The 25,481-nt window shown below is 32.3% G+C and carries 24 protein-coding genes; 16 read left to right on the top strand and 8 right to left on the bottom strand.

Going from position 1 to position 25,481, the window contains the following annotated elements:
- Positions 1-2: 2 nt before the first annotated feature.
- On the top strand, positions 3-2,426 hold the full coding sequence (locus tag BUB82_RS00220) for a YfhO family protein (protein ID WP_073190337.1): 2,424 nt from the start codon (positions 3-5) through the stop codon (positions 2,424-2,426).
- Positions 2,423-3,703 carry a glycosyltransferase family 4 protein gene (locus BUB82_RS00225; RefSeq protein ID WP_073190340.1) on the top strand — a complete coding sequence of 427 codons (1,281 nt, stop codon included), beginning with the start codon at positions 2,423-2,425 and terminating at the stop codon, positions 3,701-3,703. Before BUB82_RS00220 ends, BUB82_RS00225 begins: the two co-directional genes overlap by 4 nt.
- Before the next feature lie 38 nt (positions 3,704-3,741).
- Here the strand turns inward: BUB82_RS00225 and uvrA are convergent, their stop codons facing one another.
- On the bottom strand, positions 3,742-6,531 hold the full coding sequence (gene uvrA, locus BUB82_RS00230; protein WP_073190343.1) for an excinuclease ABC subunit UvrA: 2,790 nt from the start codon (positions 6,529-6,531) through the stop codon (positions 3,742-3,744).
- Positions 6,532-6,729: 198 nt separating this feature from the next.
- Between uvrA and BUB82_RS00235 the strand changes: the two genes are divergently transcribed.
- Positions 6,730-7,317 (top strand): RNA polymerase sigma factor, encoded by a 588-nt coding sequence (locus tag BUB82_RS00235; RefSeq protein WP_073190346.1) that lies wholly within the window; start codon positions 6,730-6,732, stop codon positions 7,315-7,317.
- 231 nt (positions 7,318-7,548) lie between these two features.
- On the opposite strand, the gene BUB82_RS00240 is transcribed toward BUB82_RS00235, so the two are convergent.
- Positions 7,549-8,217, bottom strand: coding sequence for an endonuclease III domain-containing protein (locus tag BUB82_RS00240; protein WP_073191822.1), 669 nt, complete (start codon positions 8,215-8,217; stop codon positions 7,549-7,551).
- A 29-nt stretch (positions 8,218-8,246) separates the two neighbouring features.
- Here BUB82_RS00240 and bcp point away from each other — a divergent pair, with 29 nt between their 5' ends.
- Positions 8,247-8,696 (top strand): thioredoxin-dependent thiol peroxidase, encoded by a 450-nt coding sequence (gene bcp, locus BUB82_RS00245; protein ID WP_073190349.1) that lies wholly within the window; start codon positions 8,247-8,249, stop codon positions 8,694-8,696.
- 39 nt (positions 8,697-8,735) lie between these two features.
- Here the strand turns inward: bcp and BUB82_RS00250 are convergent, their stop codons facing one another.
- From BUB82_RS00250 to BUB82_RS00260, 3 genes are read right to left on the bottom strand one after another with little or no spacing between them, the layout of a single operon-like run.
- Positions 8,736-11,021, bottom strand: a complete 2,286-nt coding sequence (locus BUB82_RS00250) for a TonB-dependent receptor plug domain-containing protein (RefSeq protein WP_073190351.1) — start codon at positions 11,019-11,021, stop codon at positions 8,736-8,738.
- Positions 11,005-11,895, bottom strand: a complete 891-nt coding sequence (locus tag BUB82_RS00255; RefSeq protein ID WP_073190354.1) for a FecR family protein — start codon at positions 11,893-11,895, stop codon at positions 11,005-11,007. The genes BUB82_RS00250 and BUB82_RS00255 overlap by 17 nt, the downstream gene beginning before the upstream one ends.
- 42 nt (positions 11,896-11,937) lie before the next feature.
- Positions 11,938-12,453 (bottom strand): RNA polymerase sigma factor, encoded by a 516-nt coding sequence (locus BUB82_RS00260; RefSeq protein WP_073190356.1) that lies wholly within the window; start codon positions 12,451-12,453, stop codon positions 11,938-11,940.
- Between the two features lie 146 nt (positions 12,454-12,599).
- Here BUB82_RS00260 and BUB82_RS00265 point away from each other — a divergent pair, with 146 nt between their 5' ends.
- Entirely contained in the window at positions 12,600-13,622 is a 1,023-nt protein-coding gene (locus BUB82_RS00265; RefSeq protein ID WP_073190358.1) for a hypothetical protein, read from the top strand.
- Here the strand turns inward: BUB82_RS00265 and BUB82_RS00270 are convergent.
- Together BUB82_RS00270 and BUB82_RS00275 are read right to left on the bottom strand one after the other, a co-directional pair.
- Positions 13,602-14,651 (bottom strand): glycosyltransferase family 9 protein, encoded by a 1,050-nt coding sequence (locus tag BUB82_RS00270; RefSeq protein WP_073190360.1) that lies wholly within the window; start codon positions 14,649-14,651, stop codon positions 13,602-13,604. The two genes, BUB82_RS00265 and BUB82_RS00270, sit on opposite strands and share 21 nt — an antisense overlap.
- A 60-nt stretch (positions 14,652-14,711) precedes the next feature.
- Positions 14,712-15,689: a hypothetical protein gene (locus tag BUB82_RS00275; RefSeq protein WP_073190362.1), complete on the bottom strand. Its 978-nt coding sequence runs from the start codon at positions 15,687-15,689 to the stop codon at positions 14,712-14,714.
- Positions 15,690-15,788: 99 nt separating this feature from the next.
- Here BUB82_RS00275 and BUB82_RS00280 point away from each other — a divergent pair, with 99 nt between their 5' ends.
- From BUB82_RS00280 to BUB82_RS00325, 10 genes are read left to right on the top strand one after another with little or no spacing between them, the layout of a single operon-like run.
- Complete coding sequence (locus BUB82_RS00280; protein WP_073190364.1) at positions 15,789-16,913, top strand: NAD(P)/FAD-dependent oxidoreductase; 1,125 nt, start codon at positions 15,789-15,791, stop codon at positions 16,911-16,913.
- Complete coding sequence (locus tag BUB82_RS00285) at positions 16,885-17,613, top strand: methyltransferase domain-containing protein (RefSeq protein ID WP_234949739.1); 729 nt, start codon at positions 16,885-16,887, stop codon at positions 17,611-17,613. The genes BUB82_RS00280 and BUB82_RS00285 overlap by 29 nt, the downstream gene beginning before the upstream one ends.
- Positions 17,606-18,655: a type III polyketide synthase gene (locus BUB82_RS00290; protein WP_073190370.1), complete on the top strand. Its 1,050-nt coding sequence runs from the start codon at positions 17,606-17,608 to the stop codon at positions 18,653-18,655. The genes BUB82_RS00285 and BUB82_RS00290 overlap by 8 nt, the downstream gene beginning before the upstream one ends.
- 1 nt (position 18,656) lies before the next feature.
- Positions 18,657-19,415, top strand: coding sequence for an SDR family oxidoreductase (locus BUB82_RS00295; RefSeq protein WP_073190372.1), 759 nt, complete (start codon positions 18,657-18,659; stop codon positions 19,413-19,415).
- A gap of 10 nt (positions 19,416-19,425) precedes the next feature.
- Positions 19,426-19,878, top strand: coding sequence for a 3-hydroxyacyl-ACP dehydratase FabZ family protein (locus tag BUB82_RS00300; RefSeq protein WP_073190375.1), 453 nt, complete (start codon positions 19,426-19,428; stop codon positions 19,876-19,878).
- Positions 19,871-21,139 carry a beta-ketoacyl-[acyl-carrier-protein] synthase family protein gene (locus BUB82_RS00305; protein ID WP_073190378.1) on the top strand — a complete coding sequence of 423 codons (1,269 nt, stop codon included), beginning with the start codon at positions 19,871-19,873 and terminating at the stop codon, positions 21,137-21,139. Before BUB82_RS00300 ends, BUB82_RS00305 begins: the two co-directional genes overlap by 8 nt.
- On the top strand, positions 21,136-21,363 hold the full coding sequence (locus BUB82_RS00310) for a hypothetical protein (RefSeq protein WP_073190381.1): 228 nt from the start codon (positions 21,136-21,138) through the stop codon (positions 21,361-21,363). The genes BUB82_RS00305 and BUB82_RS00310 overlap by 4 nt, the downstream gene beginning before the upstream one ends.
- On the top strand, positions 21,356-21,604 hold the full coding sequence (locus BUB82_RS00315) for an acyl carrier protein (RefSeq protein WP_073190384.1): 249 nt from the start codon (positions 21,356-21,358) through the stop codon (positions 21,602-21,604). The genes BUB82_RS00310 and BUB82_RS00315 overlap by 8 nt, the downstream gene beginning before the upstream one ends.
- A gap of 2 nt (positions 21,605-21,606) precedes the next feature.
- Positions 21,607-22,131, top strand: coding sequence for a 4'-phosphopantetheinyl transferase family protein (locus tag BUB82_RS00320; protein ID WP_073190387.1), 525 nt, complete (start codon positions 21,607-21,609; stop codon positions 22,129-22,131).
- Between the two features lie 50 nt (positions 22,132-22,181).
- Positions 22,182-22,811 (top strand): hypothetical protein, encoded by a 630-nt coding sequence (locus tag BUB82_RS00325; protein ID WP_073190390.1) that lies wholly within the window; start codon positions 22,182-22,184, stop codon positions 22,809-22,811.
- A gap of 6 nt (positions 22,812-22,817) precedes the next feature.
- Here the strand turns inward: BUB82_RS00325 and recQ are convergent, their stop codons facing one another.
- On the bottom strand, positions 22,818-24,917 hold the full coding sequence (recQ, locus tag BUB82_RS00330; RefSeq protein WP_073190393.1) for a DNA helicase RecQ: 2,100 nt from the start codon (positions 24,915-24,917) through the stop codon (positions 22,818-22,820).
- Between the two features lie 79 nt (positions 24,918-24,996).
- Between recQ and BUB82_RS00335 the strand changes: the two genes are divergently transcribed.
- Complete coding sequence (locus BUB82_RS00335) at positions 24,997-25,434, top strand: RrF2 family transcriptional regulator (protein WP_073191824.1); 438 nt, start codon at positions 24,997-24,999, stop codon at positions 25,432-25,434.
- Positions 25,435-25,481: the final 47 nt, after the last annotated feature.

Genomic DNA, 25,481 nt, shown 5'->3' on the forward strand with positions numbered 1-25,481 from the left:
TTATGAATAAGTTTATAAAACAAAATGCAAAGCATTTTTTTGTCATTCTTGGCTTCATTGCAATATCACTTGCTTTTTTTCATCCAGTTCTTCAAAACAAAATCATCTATCAAAGTGATATTGTTCAATATATTGGCATGGCCGAGAAGCACAAAGACTTTAAAGCCAAAACAGGTGAGGAAAGTTATTGGACAGATGCCGCATTTGTAGGTATGCCAACTTATCAACTTGGGGCAAATTATCCGTATAATTATGTTAAAGAACTAGACCGGCTAATTCGATTCTTACCAAGACCAGCCGATTATTTATTTCTGTATTTCATTGGCATTTATATTCTTTTTTTAACCTTAAAAGTGAATTATAAATATGCTATCATTGGTGCTTTAGCTTTTGGTTTTTCAACTTATCTCATCATTATTTTGGGTGTTGGTCACAATGCAAAAGCCCATGCCATTGCTTACTTTCCTGTTGTTATTAGTGGGATTTTACTTTGTTTAAAAAACAAACGCTTACTTGGTTTTATCACTTTGTTTTTTGGATTAGCACTAGAATTAAATGCTAACCACTTTCAAATGACCTATTACTTAATGCTGCTTTCGCTAGTGTTAGGAATTGTTTATTTTGTTGAAGCATTTAAAAATAAAAGGCTACCTCAATTATTGAAGTCAGTTGGTATAATGCTTGCTGCAACACTGTTAGCTATTGGCGTTAACTCGACACAAGTTTTAGCCACAAAGGAGTACACTGAATACAGTACAAGAGGCGATACAGGATTAACGATTAATCCAGATGGGTCTCCAAAACCTGAAACAGCTTTGAGTTATGATTATATTACTGAATATAGCTATGGTTTATTAGAAAGTTTAAACCTATTTATACCTCGGTTTATGGGTGGTTCAAGTGCTGAAGCCTTAGGTACTGATTCTGAAACTTTTAAATATTTAATGTCTCTTGAAGGTATTTCAACACAGCAAGCTTTAGGTTTTGTAGAGAGTGCACCAACCTATTGGGGCGAACAAACCTATATTGGTGCGCCGGCTTACATTGGTGCTAGTGTTATATTCTTGTTTGTACTTGCCCTGTTTTTAGTCAATGGCAAACTGAAAAAATGGATTGTTAGTGGTATTATACTTGCACTTTTGCTTTCGTGGGGTGATAATTTTGCGATACTTACTAAATTTTTCATCAATTATATTCCTTTATACGATAAATTTAGAGCGGTATCTTCTATACAAACTATTATAGAGTTTGTTGTTCCTATTCTTGCAGTTGTCGGCTTAGCCAAATTTTTTAATCCATCGACTAATTTTGAATTAAAGTTAAAAGCACTAAAATATACTAGTTTAATCTTAGGGTCAATTCTTGTTATTTTATATGTCTTCAGTGGAAGTTTTGATTACAGTTCGATTAATGATGCTAGATTAATTGATCAATTAGGGCCTAATTTTATTCGGGCTTTACGTCTTGATCGTGAAGCCATGCTTACTAACGACGTATTAAGAACTCTGGCCATTTGTGTTGGTATTGCTGCTATATTATGGGCAAGTCTTAAACAAAAACTTCAGAACAACTTGGTCTTAGTTGGTTTAGGCTTAATTATAGTTATTGATTTGGTCAGTTTTAATAAAAATTATGTCAACCAAGAAGATTTTGTTCCAGAAATCGCAATGAAACAACCCTTTGAAGCAACTTCAGTTGATAAAGTAATTAATGAGGATACAACTCATTTCAGGGTTTATGATTTAAGCTCAAGTCCTCTAAATTCTTCTCGTGCTTCTTATTTTCATAATTCTATTGGTGGCTATCATGCGGCCAAACCTGGGCGTATTCAAGAATTGTTCGATTTTCATATTTATAAAGGCAATCAGCAAGTATTAAATATGTTAAATGTAAAATATTTTATCTTTTCAGAACAAGGTAAAGTGAGTTACCAACAAAATGAAGCAGCCCTTGGGAATGCATGGTTTGTTGAAGACCTTCAGCTAGTAAACGGTCCTAATGAAGCCATTAAGGCTTTAGATTCTACTAATCTGAAATCTACTGCAGTTATTGAAAACGCTTTCAAATCTGAAGTTCCTCAAACTTCTTTCCAGTTGAAGTCAACAGATCAAATTAAACTTACTAATTATCAACTCAATGAACTAACTTACACTTATAATCTTAGTAATGATGCTGTGGCTGTATTTTCTGAATTATATTATCCGAAAGGCTGGAAAGCTTATATTGATGGTCAGAAAATTAATCATTTTAGAGCTAATTATATCTTACGTGCAGCATATTTACCACAAGGGAACCACACATTAGTATTTAAATTTGAGCCTGACGTTATTACAACTGGAAACAAAATAACGCTTGCGAGTTATGGTTTATTTATTCTGGTATTAATCGGTGCTTTTGTTTACAAGTCTAAGCAAGAAACTAAATGAAAAAGGTCTTAATTATAACCTATTATTGGCCGCCTGCTGGTGGTCCTGGTGTACAGCGTTGGTTGAAGTTTTCTAAATATTTACCAGATTTTGGTATACAACCGATTGTCTACAAGCCTAAAAACCCACATTACCCAACGCAAGATCAAAGCCTGAATTTAGAGGTTTCTTCTAAAGTAAAAGTGATTGAAAAAGCAATATTTGAACCCTATAGCTTTGCTAAAATTTTATCTAAATCTGATACAGAAAGCTTAAGTAAAGGTTTAATTAAATCTCCAAAAAAGCAGTCAAAATTACAAGAAAGTTTACTTTATGTTCGTGGTAATTATTTTATCCCTGATGCGCGAAAATTTTGGGTTTCACCTTCGGTTAAGTTTTTAGCAAAATATATTAGTAAACACCAAATTGACTGTATTATTACAACTGGACCTCCGCATAGCCTGCACTTAATCGGTCAACAGTTAAAAATTAAATTTAACGATTTAAAGTGGATAGCAGATTTTCGAGATCCTTGGACGAATATTGGCTACCATAATGAATTAAAATTAACTGAAGCTTCAGCTAAAAAACATCAGCAACTAGAACAAGAAGTGCTGGACCAAGCCGATGCGCTTTTAGTGACTAGTTTTGAAACACAGCGTGAATTTCAGTCAAAAACTCAAACACCAGTTAACTTAATTACCAATGGTTTTGATGATGAATCGGTTCGCGTTGAAGACCTTGACGAACAATTTTCATTAGCGCATATTGGTTCTTTATTAAGTCAGCGTAATCCTCAGCTTTTATGGGAAGTTTTGGCTGAATTAATCGATGAACTTGAAAATTTTAAACAGTTTTTTGAACTCAGGTTGGTTGGTAATGTTAGCGAGCAAGTTATTGATTCTATTAATAAGTTTGGCTTAAAAGATTATGTTAGTTTAATAGGTTATGTTAATCACCAAAAAGCTATTGAAATTCAACAAAGCGCTCAGGTTTTACTGTTAATCGAGATTAATAGTGAAGAAACAAAAGGTATCATTCCAGGGAAATTGTTTGAGTATATGAATGCTAAACGCCCAATTTTAGCCATCGGTCCTGAAAACTGGGATGTTAAGCGACTTGTTGATGAAACATCTTCTGGTACAGTTTTTACTTACAATGACAAACAAAAGCTTAAAGCACAAATCACAACCGATTTCAAAGCCTATTTGAATGGTAAACTAATTGTAAATTCTACTAACATTAACCAATTTAGTAGAAAGAATTTAACTGAGAATTTATCTAAAGTTATAAAATAAAATTAAAAATTAATTTTATAAATCACTGGTTGACTCAATTAAATTTTTTCTTTTAAAAATTGTCCTGTTAATGAATGTTTAGATTTAGCAACTTCTTCAGGCGTTCCAGAACAAACAAGTTCACCACCATGAATACCGCCTTTAGGTCCTAAATCAACAATATGGTCTGCACACTTAATTAAATCTAGGTTATGCTCAATTACAATGACCGAATGTCCTTTTTCGATCAAAGCATAAAATGATTTTAATAATTTATTGATGTCGTGAAAATGTAATCCTGTAGTTGGTTCATCAAAAATAAATAAGCATTTGTCTTTAGTTTGGCCTTTGCTCAAAAATGCAGCCAGTTTAATTCGTTGCGCTTCACCACCTGAAAGTGTAGATGAACTTTGACCTAGCTTTACGTAATCTAAGCCAACATCTTTTAAAGGCTGTAATTTTTTTACGATTTTATGCTCTTCATTCGTTTCAAAAAAGCTTATAGCTTCTGAAACACTTAAATTTAAAACATCATGAATACTTTTATCATTAAAGGTAACTTCTAAAACTTCATCTTTAAATCGTTTGCCATGACAGGTTTCACACTCAAGGTGAACGTCAGCCATAAACTGCATTTCTATCGTTACTTCGCCTTCACCTTGACAAGTCTCACATCGTCCGGCATCAACATTAAAACTAAAATGCTTAGGCTTAAAATTACGTAATTTGGCAAGTTTTTGACTCGCAAATAAGTTACGAATGTCATCGTAAGCTTTAATATAAGTTACTGGATTTGAGCGAGATGAACGACCAATCGGGTTTTGGTCTACATACTCAACCTGTTTAATATGTTTAAAATTTCCTTCTAATTCATCAAATTGGCCAACCTTTGTCCCATAACCACCATTGGTTTTTATCAAAGCTGGATATAATATATTTTTTACTAAAGTACTTTTTCCGCTACCTGACATTCCGGTGACAAGTGTTAAGCAATCTAAAGGAAAGCTAACGTCAATATTTTTTAAATTATTAGCTCGTGCACCTTTAACTTTTACAAATGATTTAGTTTTTTTTCTCTTTTGAGGTACTTCAATTTGTAAGGATTGATTTAAGTATTTAGCGGTTAAAGATGAACTTTTCAAGATTTGTTTATAAGTTCCTTCTGCAACAACTTGGCCACCATTAATTCCGGCTTCAGGACCAATATCTATAATATAATCTGCAGCTTTCATGATATCTTCATCATGTTCAACAACAATAACAGTATTACCCAAATCGCGAAGGTTTTTAAGAACTTTTATTAATCGGTCGTTGTCTTCAGAATGTAAACCAATTGAAGGCTCATCTAATATATACATAGAACCGACCAAACTGCTACCTAATGAAGTAGCGAGGTTGATGCGCTGTGATTCACCGCCAGAAAGTGTATTTGATTTACGGTTTAAAGTTAAATAATCTAAGCCAACATCATGTAAAAAGGCAAGGCGAGACTTGATTTCTTTTAGAAGACGTTGCCCAACATTTTCTTGATACGAATTGAGCTTTAAATTATTAAAAAATAAGCGGACTTCATCAATAGGTAAGTCGACTAATTCTGAAATACTTTTACCGTTAATTTTTACAAAATTAGCTTCAGGTTTAAGACGTTTTCCTCCACAAACTTTACATCTAGTTTTTCCGCGATAACGTGATAATAGAACTCGATTTTGAATCTTATAAGCTTTAGATTCAACTTTGCTGAAGAATTCGTTGATTCCTGTTATATATTGATTGCCATTCCATAAAATATTTTTTTGTTCGTCGCTCAATTTGAAATAAGGGCGATGAATAGGAAAATCGAATTTATTGGCATATTGTATGAGTTGGTCTTTGTACCAACCTAAAGTATCGCCACGCCAAGGTGCAATGGCATTTTCGTAAATACTTAAGCCAGTGTTAGGAATCACTAAATCTTCATCAATATCAATCACATCACCATAACCATCACATTTTGGGCAAGCGCCAAGCGGATTATTAAAGCTGAATAAATGCTCGTTAGGTTCTGTAAACTGCATGCCATCAAGCTCAAATTTATTATTGAAATCTTGCCGTTCACTCGATTTATAATCTTCAAGAACTACATTTCCTTGCCCCTCAAAAAAAGCATTTTGAATGGCATCGGCTAAACGATTGTAAAAATCGTCTTCATGCTTAACCACAATCCGGTCAACAACTAGTTCAAATTTCTCATTTTTTTTTAGTTGGTCTAATTCAATCTGGTCTATGCGTTCAACTTTAGCATTGCGTTTAATTCGGCTAAAACCTTGCTGCTGTAGGATTTTAATTTGTTCAGCAGCGGTTCGTCCTTTTTTTAATTGAATTGGCGCCAATAGCAGTAATCGTTGACCTTCTTCATAGTTTTTAACTGCGTCAACAACATCACTGACACGATGTTTTTTAACTTTTTGTCCAGAAATAGGCGAAAAAGTTTCCCCAATACGAGCATAAAGTAACTTCAAATAATCGTAAATTTCAGTTGAAGTTCCTACCGTAGAACGTGGATTAGTCGAGTTAACTTTTTGTTCAATAGCAATCGCTGGAGCAATTCCTTTAATATATTCAACTTTAGGCTTATTCAACCGACCTAAAAATTGTCTTGCATAAGCCGATAAACTTTCAACATAACGCCTTTGACCTTCAGCATATAAGGTGTCAAAAGCGAGCGATGACTTTCCAGAACCAGATAAACCTGTAATTACAACGAGTTTATTTCTAGGAATTGCTACATCAATACCTTTTAAATTGTGAAGCTCGGCGCCTTTAATAACTATAAAGTCCTTTGGGTTAAGATCGTCAATCGATTGTTTCATAATTTGTCTTAGACTTACAAAGATACGTATTCTACAAGGGTAATTTCAACTGAAAAACATCGTGAATTATGTTAAATTATTTAAGATTCATTGAAGTCTTTTAATTTAATTTATATATTAGCAACTAATTCAAAATCAAAAGCCTATAAAATAACACTACTCTAATTTATATTATCAAATTTTAGAAACTTGAGTGTTATGGGTAATTTAGCAACAATACCAGAGTCAACCTTAGTTAAACAATATATTGCAGGAGACGAAAAGTCTTTAGCGATGTTAATAAACAGGCATGAGCAAAAAATTTTTGGATTTATATATTCAAAGGTTAAAAACAAAGCAATTGCTGAAGATGTGTTTCAAGAAACATTTATTAAGGTTATTAAAACCCTAAAGCGCGGAAAATATAATGAAGAAGGTAAATTTTTACCTTGGGTGATGCGTATTGCTCATAATTTAGTGATTGATCACTTTAGAAAATCAAATCGTTTACCAAAATTTGATTGTAATGGTGATTTTGAAATTTTTGATGTCATTTCAAATGATGAACTTGATGCCGAACACCGTTTGGTTAAATCTCAAATTGAAGGTGATTTACATGAATTGATAAAAATTTTGCCTCAAGATCAATTTGAAGTCCTTCAAATGCGAATTTTTAAAGAAATGAGTTTTAAAGAAATAGCTTTGCGGACTGACGTCAGTATTAACACGGCGCTTGGACGTATGCGCTATGCTCTGATTAACCTACGCAAAGCTGTAGAAGCCAATCAAATAATTTTGACAAATTAATGCAATAATTTGAAATTAAGTTCGTTATAAGCTTGAATCAAATTCAAATTATGACGAAAAATTACCCACAAAATTGTTTTACAGACTCAGCCGTTGAGTGTTTGCGCCCTAAGAGATCTACGGTAAAATTTCTCTTAGATTATTCAAAATCGTTAAAAGTTGTTTCAACAAAATTTGGTGATTTTGAAACGATTCAGAATTAGCCTGAAATCATAACAAACATTACTGTTTTTAAGCCTGCTTTTTGCGGGCTTTTTTTTCGTAGGCATTAATAACCGATTTTCGACCAATGGTTTTGGTAATCACGTCTTTATTTAGATCCCAACCACGTGCAGGCGAGTACTCGCGACCATACCAAATTATTTGTAAATGTAAATCATTCCAAACGCTTTTTGGAAACAATCGCTTAGCATCGCGTTCAGTTTGTACTACATTTTTACCTGTACTTAATCCCCAACGATACATCAGTCTATGAATATGCGTATCGACCGGAAAAGTTGGTATACCAAAGGCTTGTGCTAAAACAACGCTAGCTGTTTTATGCCCAACAGCTGGTAGTTCTTCTAAATCTTCAAAATTTTGCGGGACTAAACCTTGATGCTTATCAATTAAAATTTGAGATAAGCCATGAATTCCTTTAGATTTCATAGGTGATAAACCCACTGGTTTAATGATTTCTCTGATTTCTTCAACCGAAAGCCTAATCATATCATAAGGATTATCAGCTTTAGCAAATAAAAGCGGTGTAATTTGGTTGACTTTTACATCAGTGCTTTGAGCCGACAATAAAACAGCAATCAACAAAGTATAAGGATCTTTGTGATCTAAAGGAACCGGAATACTTGGGTATAATTCCTTTAACGTATTTATAACGAAATCTACTTTTTCTGTTTTTTTCATTTGTTGTAATTTTAAACAAAAATAAGCATATGACAACATTAAAAGTAGGCGATCAAGCCCCAAATTTTTCAGCAGAAGATCAAGATGGAAATTTACATCAACTCAGTGACTATAAAGGTCATAAATTAGTGGTGTTTTTTTACCCAAAAGCGAGTACGCCAGGTTGTACTGCCGAAGCTTGTAATTTACGCGATAACTGGCAAAGTTTTCAAAATGAAGGATATAAAATACTAGGCGTGAGTGCTGATTCTAAAAAAAGGCAACAAAATTTTAAAAACAAATACGAGCTTCCGTTTCCCTTATTGGCCGATGAAGACAAATCTGTTATTGAAGCTTTTGGGGTTTGGGGACCAAAAAAGTTTATGGGTAAAGAGTATGATGGAATTCACAGGACTACGTTTGTGATTGATGAAGACAGTAAACTTAAAGACGTTATTACTAAAGTAAAAACCAAAGCTCATACCGAGCAGATTTTATAATGTTATTACATGATTTAAAACTCTAAATCATTTTATGGTTTAGAGTTTTATGTTTAAAAATAAATTAGGCGTAAATCCAATACTCTTTGTGTTAAATTGAATAATGTCACTTTCAGTTGAATTCAACTCAAAATATCGGTTTATGTTATTATTGCTACCTAAAATGTTTAGCAAAGCAACTCCAAATGTAATATTTGATTGTTTATAATTTATGACGTAGGCAGCTGTAAAGTTAAGCTGCAAGAAATTTTCAAGATTTTTGGTGTTTGGATTTAAAAAATTTATTGCACCATCAGGGTTAATTCCATTACTAGAATTGATTGGCGTATAGGGTTTACCTGTAAAAAATGTGCCTCCTAAGGCTAATTGGAGTTGGTTGAATTCAATAGAGTTACCAAAATTGATCTGATGTGAGATATCATAATTATTAGGAAACCTTTGCGGATTAAAATCTGAAAAATTGTATTTATTTGATTGGTAAGTGTAACTTAACCAAAAACGATTTTCTTTTATCCGGTATTGCCATAAGCTTTCAAGCCCAAAAGACTCATAATTTCCAAATAGTTGAAATGTCTCAAGTTGGTTTTGAAAACCTTGACTTTTGGAATTAATTTGTTGTACTCTTTTAAAAAAAGGCTTGATGTTAAATTGAAAATTACTTTTTGTAATACTAAGGTCTAATTCGGTTTGTAAATTTTGTAAAAGATCCTGACCATTTTCATCTGCTAGAGCCCAACGTTTATTTTCAAGCCCTAAAAAATCTTGCTGTAAGTTAATACGTTGATATAAGGCTTGATACTTCTGTTCGACATTAAACATGAGATTAACTGTTGAACTTATTTTATAATTAATATGAAGCCTAGGCTCAATGATGAACTGGTTATAATTGCTATATAATTTTAACCGATTTCCTAAACGAAAATTGAATTTAGATTTTTTATACACCACTTCAGTTATCAAGGCTTGTGATGAGAGTACGTTTTTTGTTAATTGTTGAGCATCTGGAGATATAGAGATATTATTATTACGTACACCTAAATTTCGATAGTTAAAAGCGCTCAAAAATTTCCAGTCATTGAAGCTTAAATGGTCAGTTATATTCAAATTGTAATCTAATACTAAATTAGCTTGTTCAAGTTGTTGAGCACGTTCTGTAATTCGATTTTCAGCTTCAAGATTATAATAGGATAAGTTTGCTGAAGCTTGAATATGGTGCTTTTTAGAAAAATTATAGTCCACTTGAAAACTAAGTAGTGCATTAGATTGAGAGATTTCATTAGATTTTGTTTCGATATCAGTTGAAGTCTCTTCGTAGGTAAGTTGGTTTGTTATTATTAAACCATCAAGGTGAAATTTAAAATTGTTTTTTACTAATTCATAGTTAAATGCAAAATCATAATACCTTAATTTTTGAGTGATATCAAGTCCTATGTTGTTCTGTTGCTGTAAAAGATTTAAATCAGTCGATTGAAATATTTTTTTTGAGTACTCCTTGTAAGTAGGCGTATCTAAAAAACCGGTTAGACTTGTTCGTCCTGCTACCATTAACTTTGAATTAAGACTAGGGTTAAATTGATAACTCAATGATGCATCTAAGAAATTTGTTGAACTTTGAAAACTGTAGTTTGAGGGTTTTGAAAAATCGTGTTTAAAATCAATAACACTTGAAACGCCTTCGTTATAATTTGCTGGCGCTGCTGTTTTATAAATTTGAATTTTGTTAGCTAGTAATGGATTTATTGAAGAAATCATTCCAAAAAAATGACTGGTTTGGTATAACCGCACACCTTGCCAATAAAACGCATTTTGATCATGCGTACCACCACGAACGTTGATGTTGTTTAAGTTTTGTTTTACACTTGAAATTCCTGGTAAGTACTGTATAGCTTGAAAGGCATCCTGACTAACTAAACCTGGTAAAACGCTTAATTGTTTAGGTTCAATTACAATAGATGCATCACTTTGTTTGGAAATGCCTTTGGTTAGATAAGCACTTAATAAAACCTCGTTAAGTAAATTTACTTGATTGTTGTCTTGAATGATGCGTTTAGAAATAATATAGGTTGTTTGGTCTAACTTGTTAAAATTAAGTTTCGTTTGCTGTCTTAAATCATCTATAATTTTATGTAGTCCAAGATTAAGTCGTGGAGGTTTTACAAACTTGTTTTCTACTAAATCTTCCGTATAATTGAAATGAACTGAAAACTGTTTAGCTACTGATTCAAGAACAACTTTTAAAGACTTATTTTGAGACTGAGCAGAGGCATTAGTTAAACTAAATGCAATCAAAAAAGTTATAAAAAGTAGTTTATTTATTCTCATCATTGGTAACAAATATATACGATTTGTCGCCAATTTTATTAACTTTTAGATGGTAAACTTGAGAAATTATTTCTAGTGCTTTGTTTAAATCAGTTGTTGGTAAAACTCCTGTAAATTTTTTATTGGATTCGGTCTTTAAAGTCACATCTACTTCGTAAAACTGCTTTAATTTCTTTGAAATTTCATTAAATAAAACCGAATCAAATTTTAGTTTATGGTTTACCCAAAGTGGTTGTTTAGACAAATTTCGCTTTGATTTTACTAGGTTCTGATTGCTTAGAACAACTTCTTCTTGCGCAGTAATAAATTGTATTTGATTTTTAGCACTTACCTTAACGCGACCTTCATAACAAGTTACTTTAAACGCATCATTATAATGTTTAACATTAAATTTCGTACCCAAAACTTCAACTTGACCTAGTTCTGTTTGAACAACAAATGAAGACCCTTTTGAAACTTTAAAATAGGCCTCACCTGTTAAACTTACTGAACGTTTAAACTTCCATTTTAAATTGTTGTACTTTATTGTTGAATTAGCTGCTAGAGTGACTTCAGAATTATCAGGTAGAGTAAAAGTTGGCGTTGAAGCAACTTTAGCGGTTAGCGTTCTGGAATTTAAATAAAAACTTGTTAACCCAACAGATAGAGCAATGATTAAAACAGCTGCTATTTTTAGCCAAATATTCTTTGATGGCTTTGTGTTTAAACGTGATTTTATCTTTGAATAATGAACTGATTCATCAAATCTAGGGCTTTCTAAATAAGAGGAGTAGTGTTTAATTTTATCTAAGGTTTTGAAGCCGTCAAAGTTTTGAACTTGATGTTTAAGTTCCTTGTTTTCAAACCAATCCTTATATTTATTGTAATTATTTTTCATTTGCACCTTTATAATGAAACATTTAATCTAAAATTTACCCTACTAAATGCCGTCAATTTGTTCACGTAAACTTTTTAAAGCATGAGACATTCGTTTTTCGACCGTCTTTTGTGAAACCTCTAAAATTTCAGCTATTTCACGGTATTTTTTTCCATCAACTCGATGCATCAAAAAGCATGTTCTTAGGTCTGGTTTTAGTTCATTAATGGCATTAGTAAGTTTTTTTTTAAACTCTTCTTCCTCGAGAAGATACTCTGGTGACAGATTTGTTTTGTCATAGTTAGGATGATTTTTATTATACTTTAACACAACCTTTTGGTGCTTTACCATATTTAAACTTGCATTATTGGCTACTGTAAATAAAAATGATTTTGCTTTCTCTTGCGGAACCTCTTTGCATTTTTCCCAAAGCTTAATAAAGGCTTCTTGCACCATATCATCAGCTTTATTGGGATCGCCAAACTTGTAGTATATAAAATTATATAAAGGCTTAGCCCAATTTTGATGTACACTTTTAAATACACTTTCAAAACAAACCGATTGCTTGTGTAACTTCAAATCTCTTTTTTTAATAAAACAATATTACAATATTTTACCCTACTAAACTTAATGTTAATTTTGTTGAATTTAAAAGCTAATATGTTGTAGGGCATTTAAACTGTTAGTTGTTTAATAAATAATGCATACTTTTATATTTTTATGATATGAGGCGATTATCTATTTTATTAATCTTAATCTGTTGGTCTTGCCAAACCGAAGAAAATCGTTTGGTAATAGATAATTCACAGGCAATTTCTACTGAAAATTTATTATTTAATCGCCTTTCAAGAAGTGTCCAAAATAATTTGGTGTTTGATGATTTTATAGATCAAAACTCAGCTACACAGATAGAATTACCTTTTCAAGTTGAAGTTAATAACCAAACCTTTGATCTTTCAAGTACAGATGATTACCAAACATTAATCGACTTTTTAGAAAGCTCACCAGAAGATGATAATATTAACTTACAATTTCCAGTTGAAGTATCTTTGATAGACTATACTCAATTAAGTTTAAGTTCTACTGAGGAACTTAATAATTTGGCTTCAACTGAAATGCAAAGTTCCGAAATTAATTGTATCGAAATTAATTATCCTATTGAGTTAAATATAACTGATTTAGATAATTCATTCATTACAACTGAAGTTATTGCTTCAGACCAGAAATTCATCAATCAATTGATTTCAATTAGCCTTAGGAGTCAAATTTTTAGCATAGAATACCCCATTTCACTTGAAATTAATGGTCAGGAGATAGCAATAAGTTCAAATACACAACTTTCTGATATGTATTTTGGTTTAGACAATTCATGCTATAACCCTAATTTATATGAATTTCAATCAGGTAATTTTGAAGATGATTTTATAGCGTTTATAACTTCAGGTAATTTTGAAATTTCTTTACTTGAAGAAGATGGCGAGCCCGAAGATTATCCAGATTATGAATATGTGTTTAATGCTGATGGAAGTATTACAGTTATTGGATTTCCTGAGACTGAAATGGCTACTTGGGAAGTCACAACATCAAATAATCAGTTATTTTTTAGCTTAGAATTTGACGACTCAGAATTCAATGAAATAGATGAAGAATGGAATGTTCTAAATTATTCTAACGCTTCGGGGATTGAGCTTCAAGAAATTGACGATTCTGATAGTGAAGAAACAATTTTAATTTTCAGCAAGCTTTAAATTGTTGATGTTATTTTTTAAAAGTTGAGCAACTTCAAATTCGCTTTTAACATTGGTATCAATGCCTAAACAAGATTTATTATAAGGTTCATACATTGCTTTATCGGTAATATTAAACAAACCAATCGTGGGTGTATTTGAAGCAGAAGCTAAATGCATAATGCCACAATCACCTGTGATAAAAACACTAGTTTGAGAGATAAATGCCGCCAACTCTCTTATGTTTTGGCTATAAAAAGCAGGGATTTTAAAATCTAAAGACGAAACATTTTCAACGGGTAAAACTTCAATAATATTGAAGTTAGGAAAACTCTTTTGTAAGGCGTCATAAAAGTTAGTCCACCATTTTTTTGAGAAGCATTTCTTACCGGTTGCAAAAGTGTACAAACATAATGTTGGTTTTGATAAGTCTACAAACTTACTCAGTAATTCTTTCCCTAAATTTAGTTCTTCTTTGGATAATTTAATTTCTAAATCGGGTAGAGGTTTTTCAATAATATTTTGGTTTAAAAAATAGCGCAAACTGTAAACGGGATATTTTGAAATATGAACTGCGTCTGAAGTTTTGAATAAATTTAGTTCACGTTCAAACCCAAAAAATTTATGTTGTGATCGAGCAACTTTTGTTGATAAACGTCCAGAAGATGATGAGGCTTCGGCATTAATGACCAAATCGTAATAATACTTTTTTAACTTCAACCAAGAATACAAGTATTGGTGAAGTTTTTTAAAATGCTGTTTAGGTAAGCATATAATACGGTCTACATAAGTATAGTTTTTATATATAACCGGCCCAAGATTACCCTTTAAAAATAAATCAATTGTTGCATTTGGAAAGCAATCATGCACTTCTTTTACCAAAGGCGTAATTAGCAGCTGGTTACCAAGCCTATGATTTGGTCTTGTAATTAAAATCCGTTTTATTTTTGATTTGTCAGTTAACTTAAGGCCTTTTTGATCTAGTAACTTTTTGGTAATCGATCGCGTAGCTTTTTTTCTAAAAACGTTAATTGATTTTTTAAAACTCATTATGTATTAATAATTAAAAAAAACCCGCAATATTATGCGGGTTTTTGGAGAGAACTAAAATTAGTCGTCTTGTAATTCTGCATACAAAACAATGGCGTTTTTAAGCTGATTGGCAAGTGCTTGATTACCATCATTGTCAACAGGGTTAATTTCTATTATTCCATTATTATTACCATCTGCTGCATTACTTAAATCAACCGAATTAAAAACAGCGTTTAAATCAAAATTAAAGACTATTGAGGCATTATTAGTATTATCAATCACTAGATTTTGCCCAACATCTTCATAATCAACTTCAAAATCTTCATCAAAAGTGTGGTAAAATTCAAAGTTGGTTCCATCTATAGTACCTGTTACTAAAATAGATTTTTGATAAAGTGGACTAGCACTATTTGAACTTCGATTCATTTCAAACTCAACTTCTTCGTAAGTTCCTAAAGGAATATCAACGTCAACAACCGTTACAGCATCATTACTCAAGTCTAATTCAAATGGGCCAACTAAATTCACTTCATCATCATCACCCCAATCATTATCATCGTCATCATCATAGTTTGAACCATTACAAGGCTCATCATCTTGTTCGGTAGCATAGACAGAAAAATCAGCTCTAAAGTAAATCTCTAATCCAGAGTTTAATTCAACTTCATACATGTAAGGATCATCATTATCATCCTCAAGTTCAGCTTTACAAAAAGCATCATTTGGATAATTTGTTGTTAAATAATTTTGAATTTCAATAGGTAATTCCTCAAAACTTAAATTAATATCATCGTCACTTTTAGCAACACCCATCACTGGCTTTCCACTTGTAGCGTATTCAAACTCGATGTTGCTAATGTTAATTAAAAAACTGTTGACTTCAACATTATCATTAGCTTTAGCTAATCGACCACTCGTTGAATTTAAACTTGCTTTGGCTTTAATGCTTAAATTTGTAGTAGCTACTGGAGTAGAGCTTGTGTTGTCATCATCACTACAACTTGCCAGTAAAAACATGGCACCTAATACACTTAAAATTGATGTTTTAATCCTCATAATTCTATTTTTTATTTGGTTTCTGTTAATAAAACACTATAAAACTTAATTACCCTACCAAATATCAATAAAAAAAATGATTTTTATAAAAAATTTTATTTGAATTCAAAAGTATGCATTATTGGTGGTGGTTTAGCAGGTCTTACAGCTGCAATACATTTAAGACTTGACGGTTTTGAAGTTGTTGTAATTGAAAAAAATGAGTATCCACAACATAAAGTCTGTGGAGAATACGTTTCTAATGAAGTTAAAGCTTACTTATCAAGTTTAGGCTTGTCAAAATTTTTAAAGCAGACACAAGCTATTAATAAACTTCAATTATCTAATGTAGACGGTCAACTTTTTTCAGCTGAATTACCACTCGGAGGATTTGGTGTGAGTCGTTTTGCACTGGATCATGCTTTATTTAAACATGCCAAGCGGCTTGGGATTGAAGTCATCAAAGCTAAAGTAACACATTTTGAATCTACTCACACAGGCTTTAAAACGTACTTTAAGGATTCTTGTTTAAACTCAAAATTTTTATTGTTAGCTCATGGAAAACGCTCAAATCTTGATAAAAAGCTTAATCGCGCATTTATCCAAAAAAAAAGCCGATGGATTGGTGTGAAAGCGCATTATAACTTAGATGAATTTCCTGCTAATGAAGTCCATCTTCATAATTTTAATGGTGGCTATTGTGGCTTGTCGAAAACTGAATCTAAGGCTGTTAATTGCTGCTATTTAATTTCAGCTGAAGTGTTTAAGCAATATAAATCGATAGAAGATTTTAATAAAAAGGTACTCAGAAATAATAAACATCTTAATCACTTTTTACAAGAAGCTAATTCTATATTTGAGTCACCATTAGCTATTGCACAAGTTTCTTTTGCAAAGAAATCAACTTCAAATTTTAATGCTTTAATGTTAGGTGATGCTGCTGGGTTAATTCACCCTTTATGTGGCAACGGCATGGCAATGGCGATACATTCTGCTAAAATAGCAGCTGAATCTGTTAAATTAGTCGACCAAAATTCTCTTCAGATGGATCAATTATCAACCTATTACAATCAACAGTGGCAATCATCGTTTAAGAAGCGTTTATATTATGGGCGTATTTTTCAGAAGATTTTACTAAATCAAAGATTAACAACTATTGGGTTAAATTTACTTCAACCATTACCATTTTTATTACCAAAACTTGTTCGTTTAACACATGGCCAACCCATTCCAGCTTATGATTAGTACAAATCAACGTTCATCTCAAGCAGAAATTATGGATGCATTTGATTTTAAAGGAGAAGATTTAGTCAATGTACTTCAACATATCGATCAAATAAATTCGAGTTTAGGTGGTCATCGCGTCACGATAAATGGTGTCAAGCAATTACTGAAAAATTCTAAAAAAGAAGTAATCACGATTGCTGACATTGGTTGTGGAAGTGGCGCAAGTTTAAGAGCCATTAGAAAATGGGCTAATAAGCAAGATTTTCAATTAAAATTGATTGGTATTGATGCCAATCCGCATATTATTGAAGTAGCCAAATCACTAACTTCAGCTAAGTTAAATATCTCTTATCAGTGTTTAGATGTGTTTTCGGCAGAATTTAAGGCTTTAAGCGTTGATATTGTATGTTCAAGTCTCACCTTTCATCATTTTAAAAATGAGTCAATTATACAATTACTTCAGCAATTAGAAAAGCAAGTAAAACTAGGAATCATTATTAACGATTTACATCGTCATAAATTAGCTTATCGCTTATTTCAATTGTATAGTTTATGCTTTGTTAATTCTCAAATAGCAAAAAAAGATGGATTAATTTCGATCTTAAGAGGGTTTAAATCAAAGGATTTTAAGTATTTTTCAAAACAATTGAATAATGCAACTCAATTGAAATGGTTCTGGGCATTTCGTTATCAATTTTTAATACAAATTCATGGTTAAAATTACGCAAGTTTCTACTCAACTCCCAAAATATACTAGTTCTACTGCTGAAGTAATTCCGTATATAGAAGATTGGTTAGAGCATCAAGATGAACGATTTAAACGTAAAGTTATCAAGATCTTTGAAGGTGCTGCTGTAGATCGTCGTTATGCTATTATGCCACCAAATCAGGTATTTACATCAACGAGCTTTGAAGAAAAAAATAAAATTTATCAAACTGAAGCTAAACAACTTGGTCACCAAGTTTTAGAAAAAGCACTCTTAAAATCGAATTGGGATCCTAAAAGTTTAGATTATATTATTACGGTAAGCTGTACAGGAATTATGATTCCTTCATTAGACGCTTACCTTATTAATAGCCTTGGTTTAAAACAAGATATTGTCCGTTTACCTGTTACTGAAATGGGTTGTGTTGCAGGAGTTTCCGGTATTATTTATGCTAAACAATTTTTAGAGAATCAGCCCAATAAAAGAGCTGCGGTTATTGCTGTTGAAGCACCCACAGCAACTTTGCAACATTCAGATTTTAGTATGGCAAATATGGTAAGTGCCGCCATTTTCGGTGATGGTGCAGCTTGTGTACTCATGAGCTCAGAAGAGCAGGCAAGTGGTGCTCAAATTTGCGATGAGCAGATGTATCATTTTTACGACCAAACCCACATGATGGGTTTCGATTTAACGAACAATGGCTTAAAAATGATTCTTGATATTGCCGTTCCTGATACTATTGCAACGCATTTTCCAGAAATTATTCATCCTTTTTTAAAGCGTAATAATTTATCAATTGAAACAATTGAGCACCTCATTTTTCATCCTGGCGGAAAGAAAATTATTCTAACTGTCGAAGATTTATTTAAAGATTTGGGCAAAAATATTAATGCAACAAAATCAGTGCTTAAAAATTACGGTAACATGAGCAGTGCTACTGTTTTGTTTGTTTTAGCGCAAATCATGCAAGATTCGCCAAAAAAAGATGATTATGGTTTAATGTTAAGCTTTGGACCAGGATTTACAGCACAACGACTTTTATTAAAATTTTAATATGAAACCAACAGCGTTAATTATTGGCGGTAGCCAAGGTTTGGGGTATGCAAGTGCTAAAGAATTAGCTCTACGTGGATTTAATTTGATGATTATACATCGAGATTCTAGAGCTTCAAATGAAGAAATCACTCAAAAATTTGATGAATTACGTTCATTTTCAGTTGAAGTGACTAGCCATAATTTTGATGCTACACGCAACGATAAAATAGAAACATTTATAACTCAACTTCAGCCAGATTTGCAATTCGATTTGGTCTTACATTCAATTGCAAAAGGTAATTTAAAAAATGTTGTTGGTGAAAATGCCTTAACCCCAAACGATTTCCAAACAACCATACAGGCTATGGCGATTAGCTTTTATACTTGGGCTAATCAACTTGTGCATCATCAAAAAATGAAAAATCCAAGTCAACTTTTAGCCTTCACTAGTGAAGGAAACTCAAAAGTTATACCTCAATATGGCGCTGTTTCAGCAGCCAAAACGGCTTTAGAAAGTATTATGAAACAGCTTGCGGTAGAGCTTGCACCTTACGGCATCAGAGCCAATTGTATTCAAGCTGGTTTAGTTGATACAAAAGCTTTACAGCATTTCCCAGCATACAAGCAACTTAAGTCTTACACCATAAAACGTAACCCTTATAAACGCTTAACAATAGCAGAAGATGTCGCAAAAGTGGTTGGTTTGTTAAGTGATTCAGCTGCACGCTGGATAAACGGTAGCATTATAAAAGTTGATGGTGGCGAAAGTTTAGTTTAAATTAAAATGTATGCAGAAGTATCAATCTATTTTAGACCAATTACCCTACCAACATCCCTTTTTGTTTGTTGATGAAATTACTGAGATTGATTTAAACTCAATAAAAGGTTCTTACTTTTTTCATAATCAACACGATTTTTACAAAGGCCATTTTAAAGGTTTTCCTATTACACCAGGCGTTATTTTAACTGAATGTGCAGCTCAAATAGGTTTAGTTAGTTTTGGGATTTATCTATTAAAAATGGAAGGTAAATCGACTAAAAATTTAAACTGCGTGATGACTTCAACTGAAATTGAATTTTTAAAACCTGTTTTTCCGAATGAAACCATAAAAGTTGAAGCTGAAAAGCAATACTTTAGATTCAACAAATTAAAATCTTCCGTAAAATTATATAATTCGGTTGGTGAGCTGGTTTTAAAAGGTCAAATTAGTGGAATGATTTCAACTGAAAAACATGAGTAATCGCGTAGTTATAACAGGTCTAGGTGTTGTAGCGCCAAATGCCATTGGTAAAACTAATTTTTTGCATGCGCTTAAAAATAAAACTAACGGTATTAAATTTCATCAAGACTTAGCTGAAAAAGGTTTTAGCTGTCAAGTTGCTGGAACACCAGAAGTTAATAACAACCTCTTAAACCAGTACTTTACAGCATTAGAACAAAAAGGCTTATTGGCAAGCGGACTTATTTATGGTGGAATTGCAGGGCAAGAAGCTTGGTTTGACGCTGGTTTAAAGATTAATAAATCGACTGATTATGATGCAGGCATTATTTTTGGTACAGGAATTTTAGGCGTTGAAAAGTTAAAAGAAGCTTTTCATTTAATTGATAATCATAGAGTTAGGCGGCTTGGTAGCACAAGTGTTTTACAAACCATGGCAAGTGGTGTTTCTGCATTTTTAGGCGGAAAACTAGGTTGTGGAAATTGGGTAACATCTAACTCATCTGCATGTACAACAGGCACTGAAGCCTTTCTAATGGCTTATAATCATCTTAAACTTAATAGAGCTAAACGAATGTTAGTTGGTAGTTGTAGCGATTCAGGCGCTTATGTTTGGGGTGGATTTGAAGCTTTACGAATTTTACCTTATCAATACAATCAACATCCTGAAGAAGCCTCAAGACCAATGAGTAAAAACGCACAAGGTTTTGTGCCAAGTAGCGGTGCTGGCGCGCTGGTTTTAGAAACTTTAGACTCAGCTCTAGAAAGACAAGCGCCAATTTATGCAGAAGTTTGTGGAGGTGCTATTAATTCTGGTGGTCAGCGTCATGGTGGTAGCATGACGGCACCTAATTCAAAAGCTGTTCAACAATGCATTTTGCAATCACTTAACAACGCTCAGGTTGATGCTGCTGAAATAGATACTATTAATGGCCATTTAACAGGCACAATAATGGATGCTGTTGAAATCAATAATTGGCGTTCCGCTTTAAATTTAAGTGGCGAAAAATTTCCTTTAATCAATTCTTTAAAAAGTCATATTGGCCACGCCTTAGCTGCTGCTGGAAGTGTAGAGTTAGTCGCTTCAGTTTTGCAAATCAAGCATCAATTTGTGTTTGGAAACCGAAATTTACAACCCATTCATCCAGACATATTAAATCAAATTTCGAAAGATACCATACCCGATCAAACACAATCAACTGCTATCAAATACCTTATTAAGGCCAGTTTTGGCTTTGGTGATGTTAATGCTAGTACTGTTTTAAAACAATTTGAAAAATGAATAAAATAAAGCGTAATTACTGGTTATTCGGTGCTTTAGGCACATTACTATTAGGTTTTGGTTTATGTGCGTTGTTAGAAAGTGCCTTTTTAAAACACAATCCAGACATACCAACTTGGCAATGGATTGGTGCAGGGACTTTGTCATTAATCATCATTATGGCGGGCATCAATTTTTTATTTGCTAGTTTCGAAAATAAATTAAAACTGAACAGAAATGACTAAAGAAGACATTATTCAAAAATTAAAACGTATTGTTGAACCTTATGTTAATCATACAGAAAATTTTAATAACTTAACTGAAACATCAGATTTTATAAAAGATTTAGAAATTAATTCGGCTAATTTAGTTGATGTAATTTTAGATATTGAAGATGAGTTTAACATCAGAATTGAGAATGATGATATGGAACAAATGCTAAATGTTAAAAAAAGCGTTGAAGTGATTCAGCAAAAGTTGAAGTAATTATGCTCGGTAATGATATTGTAGATTTAACAGAAGCTAAAAAACAATCGAATATCTTTAGACCGCGTTATTTTGATAAAACACTAACAGCTTCAGAACAATATATCGTTCAACAGTCGGTCAATCCTGAATTATGTTTTTGGAAAATTTGGACTTGTAAAGAAGCAGTTTATAAGTCAGCCCAACGTGAATTCGGTTTTAAATCTTTTTACAATCCACTTCAATTTAATATAGAATGTTTAAAAGAGTTTCAAGCTAAGGTTTGCTACAATTATAATATTTATAATGTTGATATAGAGATAAATAATAATTTTATTTATAGTTTCACTTCAAATGATTTTAAAACTGATTATTGTATTCTATCATCACAATTTTCAGTGCTTCAACAAATTTCAACCAAGTTTAATCAACCGATTTCATTAAATAAAAATGAAAATGGTTTGCCATATTTAAAATTACTTTCACATGATAAAATTTGTTCAATAACACATCATGGTGCTTATTTTGCAATTCAATATTTATGTTAAAGTTAAATTTATAAGACTCATAAAAAGCTGAAAACAAATACATTTGTTATATGGACAAGTTTTTTTACATCTTATTATTTATTGGTTTTTTTGGTTACGCACAAGATAAAGATTTACCTCAATCGAGTACAAAATCTAAAGGCGCTATTTTAAGTAAAGGAAAGGTTTCTAGTGGGAATAATTTATTAGGTATACCTAACCGTCCAAAAGTTAAGAATTTATTTGCCAAACCTGAAAAAGGTATCAATTTTAAACCAAAAGAACAATTTACTAACCCGAGTGATTTATACACTAAAAAACTTAATGCCAAGCCTGAAGATGAAAATAACCGGATGAAAGAAGAGTTTGGTAACGACATGTATTTAGGTGATTTTGTGACCACTTCAGATAAAATGGTTTTTTTATGTCGAGATCACATGATGTTTGATGGCGATCGCGTACAAGTTCGCTTAAACGGTGAAATTTTAATTCAAAATTTATTACTCGAAAACGCCTACAAAGAAATTACCATACCACTTGAAGTTGGGTTTAATAAAATTGAGTTTGTTGCTTTAAATCAAGGAGAATCTGGGCCTAATACAGCTGAGTTGAAGGCTATTGATAATGGTAACTTAATTACTAGAAATATATGGAATTTATTAACTGGCATAAAAGCATCTGCTGTTATCGTTAGAAATTAATTGTTTTTATTGTCTATTTAAAAAGGCGAGTGCTATTCTAATCTTGCCATATTCAATTTTTTCATTTAAGGCTTCATGTATTGGTTTTAGTTTACTGTCATCATCCAATTTTTTTAAAACTTGACTAATTTCTTCAATTTCAGTTTTAGTTACATAATCTTCTATAGAAGTTAGCTTTCCTTCACTAAAGAGTTTTGCGATGTGTGAATAAATTGTTGTTGTTTTGAGTTTGCGCTCACCAGCAATTTCTTCAACAGTTTTACCTTGATTAAGTAGATTTAAGGTAAGTTTATAAGTTTCGGACTTGGTTTTAGAAGATTTTCGTTTTTTCTTTGAAAAATTAAGAATCACTTCTAAAAACTCATCTGCAAAACGTTCTGCTTTACGTTGAGTAACTCCGCTAATAGCCATGAAATCTGGTAATGTTGTTGGTCTATGAATTTCCATTTCTTTCAAACTAGCATCATTAAAAACCAAATAAGGCGGAATATCTTCTTCAGAAGCAATTTCAAGTCGAAGTTGTTTTAACTGTTCAAATAGGGTAGAAGCTTTTGGTTTAGATTTTACATTTACAGTTGAAGGAATTTTTTTAGATTTTACTTCGGGTTTGGTTAGTTTAACTTCAAAATCTTCAAAGAGTACTTTTTTAGATACTGGATTTAATTTTAAGCGATTATGGTCATGAAATGCTAAATCTATTAGTCCTAAGTTTAACATTTCTAAAATATAATGTTGCCAATCTCTCCAAGAAATAGCTTTACCAACACCGTAAGTTTTAAGATTATGGTAATTGTTTTGAAGAATATTTTGATTTTGTGCGCCACGTAAAATATCTATAATTGTACCAATAGGTTCTTGTTCTTTAACACGAGCAATAGCCGAAATTGCTTTTTTAGCATGTACACGACCATCAAAAAAGCGAGGCGGATTTAAACAAACATCACACTTGCCACAATCTTCAGTTAAGTGTTCGCCAAAATAAGCCAATAAAATTTTTCGGCGACAAGATTTGGCTTCTGCAAATTGCTTTATTCGCTCAAGCTTTGCTAATTGCACTTCTTGATTAGCTGCGCCATCAATAAAATTTCGATATTGAATAACATCGGCATACGAATGAAACATTAAAGCATGTGCTGGTAAGCCATCGCGGCCAGAACGACCAATTTCTTGGTAATAACCTTCAACATTTTTAGGCATGTTATAATGGATCACCCAGCGCACATTTGATTTGTCGATGCCCATACCAAATGCAATAGTGGCGCATATAATTTGGGTTTTATCAAACACAAAATCTTCTTGAATTTTTATACGATCTTCGTGAGACAAACCAGCATGATATGCTTTAGCATTGATGTTGTTTAATTGTAATTTTTGTGCTAATTTTTCAGTGCTTTTTCGACTTAGGCAATAAATAATACCACAACTTTCGGGTTGTTTCTCGATAAAATCAATAATTTGTTCAACCCGTTTGTTAGCTGATTTAACTTCTAAAAATATATTTTCACGATTAAATGAGCTCACAAATTTTTGAGCCTGAGAAATATTGAGCTGATTTAAAATATCTTGTTGCGTGGCTTTATCGGCCGTGGCTGTTAAAGCTATAACAGGAACTTCAGGAAGCGAACGCTTTAAGAAACCTAATTTTTTGTAGGATGGTCTAAAATCATGTCCCCAAGAAGAAATACAATGCGCTTCATCAACTGCAATACAGCTTATAAATTCTGGTTGAAGCACTTGCTGTAGATATGATAAACTTTCTGGCGCAGTATAAACTAAATCGAGTTCTTTTCTATAAATTTTATTGATGACATCATCTTGATGCGCTGTGGTTTGAGAGCTGTTATAAACTTCAGCTTTTATGCCATTAGCTTTTAAGCCATCAACTTGGTCTTTCATCAATGCAATTAAGGGCGAAATAACTAAAGTTACACCTTCAAACTCTAATGCAGGTAATTGAAAACAAAGTGATTTTCCGCCGCCTGTAGGCATGATCACCAAACAATCTTTTCCTGACAAAACAGTTTTGATAATCGCTTCTTGCTGTGCTCTAAAACTGTCATACCCAAAATAATGTTTAAGATGATTTTCAAGAGAATTAGTAGACATAAATAAAATCTTAGTGATTGCAAAATACGGTATCATAATTAAAAAAATCGCTATTAAAAGTGATATATTTGTGACGCTTATGATTTCTAAGAAAACCAAATACGCCATAAACGCTCTAGTTTACCTTGCAAAGCAAGATGAGCGCCAACCAACTCGGATTAGTGATGTTTCAAAGGCTCAAAACATTCCACAAAAATTTTTAGAAGCAATTTTACTCGACTTAAAAAAATCTGGCATATTAGCTAGTAAAAAAGGAAAAGGCGGCGGTTACTATTTGCTTCAATCTCCAGAAGAAGTCAATTTGGCTGATGTTATGCGTTTATTTGATGGTCCCATAGCTTTTTTGCCATGTGTGACCTATAAATATTACGAGCGTTGCGAAGAATGCAAGGACGAAGAAACTTGTGGCATTAGAGATGTATTTTTACAAGTTAGAAATAAAACAGTCGAACTTTTAAAAGATGCTAATTTAGCTGAAATTATGCATCGCGAAAGTCGCCTAAAAAAAATACTTTAATTTTTTGTACATAAAGTCTATAAATTTAATAGACTAATTATATTTGT

Source organism: Psychroflexus salarius, from assembly GCF_900129035.1.
GTDB lineage: Bacteria > Bacteroidota > Bacteroidia > Flavobacteriales > Flavobacteriaceae > Psychroflexus > Psychroflexus salarius.

Excerpts from the sequence above, each read along its gene's own strand:
- BUB82_RS00220 (WP_073190337.1), top strand. The coding sequence starts at position 3 with ATGAATAAGTTTATAAAACAAAATGCAAAGCATTTTTTTGTCATTCTT.
- BUB82_RS00225 (WP_073190340.1), top strand. The coding sequence starts at position 2,423 with ATGAAAAAGGTCTTAATTATAACCTATTATTGGCCGCCTGCTGGTGGT.
- uvrA (WP_073190343.1), bottom strand. The coding sequence starts at position 6,531 with ATGAAACAATCGATTGACGATCTTAACCCAAAGGACTTTATAGTTATT.
- BUB82_RS00235 (WP_073190346.1), top strand. The coding sequence starts at position 6,730 with ATGGGTAATTTAGCAACAATACCAGAGTCAACCTTAGTTAAACAATAT.
- BUB82_RS00240 (WP_073191822.1), bottom strand. The coding sequence starts at position 8,217 with ATGAAAAAAACAGAAAAAGTAGATTTCGTTATAAATACGTTAAAGGAA.
- bcp (WP_073190349.1), top strand. The coding sequence starts at position 8,247 with ATGACAACATTAAAAGTAGGCGATCAAGCCCCAAATTTTTCAGCAGAA.
- BUB82_RS00250 (WP_073190351.1), bottom strand. The coding sequence starts at position 11,021 with ATGATGAGAATAAATAAACTACTTTTTATAACTTTTTTGATTGCATTT.
- BUB82_RS00255 (WP_073190354.1), bottom strand. The coding sequence starts at position 11,895 with ATGAAAAATAATTACAATAAATATAAGGATTGGTTTGAAAACAAGGAA.
- BUB82_RS00265 (WP_073190358.1), top strand. The coding sequence starts at position 12,600 with ATGAGGCGATTATCTATTTTATTAATCTTAATCTGTTGGTCTTGCCAA.
- BUB82_RS00270 (WP_073190360.1), bottom strand. The coding sequence starts at position 14,651 with ATGAGTTTTAAAAAATCAATTAACGTTTTTAGAAAAAAAGCTACGCGA.
- BUB82_RS00275 (WP_073190362.1), bottom strand. The coding sequence starts at position 15,689 with ATGAGGATTAAAACATCAATTTTAAGTGTATTAGGTGCCATGTTTTTA.
- BUB82_RS00285 (WP_234949739.1), top strand. The coding sequence starts at position 16,885 with ATGGCCAACCCATTCCAGCTTATGATTAGTACAAATCAACGTTCATCT.
- BUB82_RS00290 (WP_073190370.1), top strand. The coding sequence starts at position 17,606 with ATGGTTAAAATTACGCAAGTTTCTACTCAACTCCCAAAATATACTAGT.
- BUB82_RS00295 (WP_073190372.1), top strand. The coding sequence starts at position 18,657 with ATGAAACCAACAGCGTTAATTATTGGCGGTAGCCAAGGTTTGGGGTAT.
- BUB82_RS00300 (WP_073190375.1), top strand. The coding sequence starts at position 19,426 with ATGCAGAAGTATCAATCTATTTTAGACCAATTACCCTACCAACATCCC.
- BUB82_RS00305 (WP_073190378.1), top strand. The coding sequence starts at position 19,871 with ATGAGTAATCGCGTAGTTATAACAGGTCTAGGTGTTGTAGCGCCAAAT.
- BUB82_RS00310 (WP_073190381.1), top strand. The coding sequence starts at position 21,136 with ATGAATAAAATAAAGCGTAATTACTGGTTATTCGGTGCTTTAGGCACA.
- BUB82_RS00315 (WP_073190384.1), top strand. The coding sequence starts at position 21,356 with ATGACTAAAGAAGACATTATTCAAAAATTAAAACGTATTGTTGAACCT.
- BUB82_RS00320 (WP_073190387.1), top strand. The coding sequence starts at position 21,607 with ATGCTCGGTAATGATATTGTAGATTTAACAGAAGCTAAAAAACAATCG.
- BUB82_RS00325 (WP_073190390.1), top strand. The coding sequence starts at position 22,182 with ATGGACAAGTTTTTTTACATCTTATTATTTATTGGTTTTTTTGGTTAC.
- recQ (WP_073190393.1), bottom strand. The coding sequence starts at position 24,917 with ATGTCTACTAATTCTCTTGAAAATCATCTTAAACATTATTTTGGGTAT.
- BUB82_RS00335 (WP_073191824.1), top strand. The coding sequence starts at position 24,997 with ATGATTTCTAAGAAAACCAAATACGCCATAAACGCTCTAGTTTACCTT.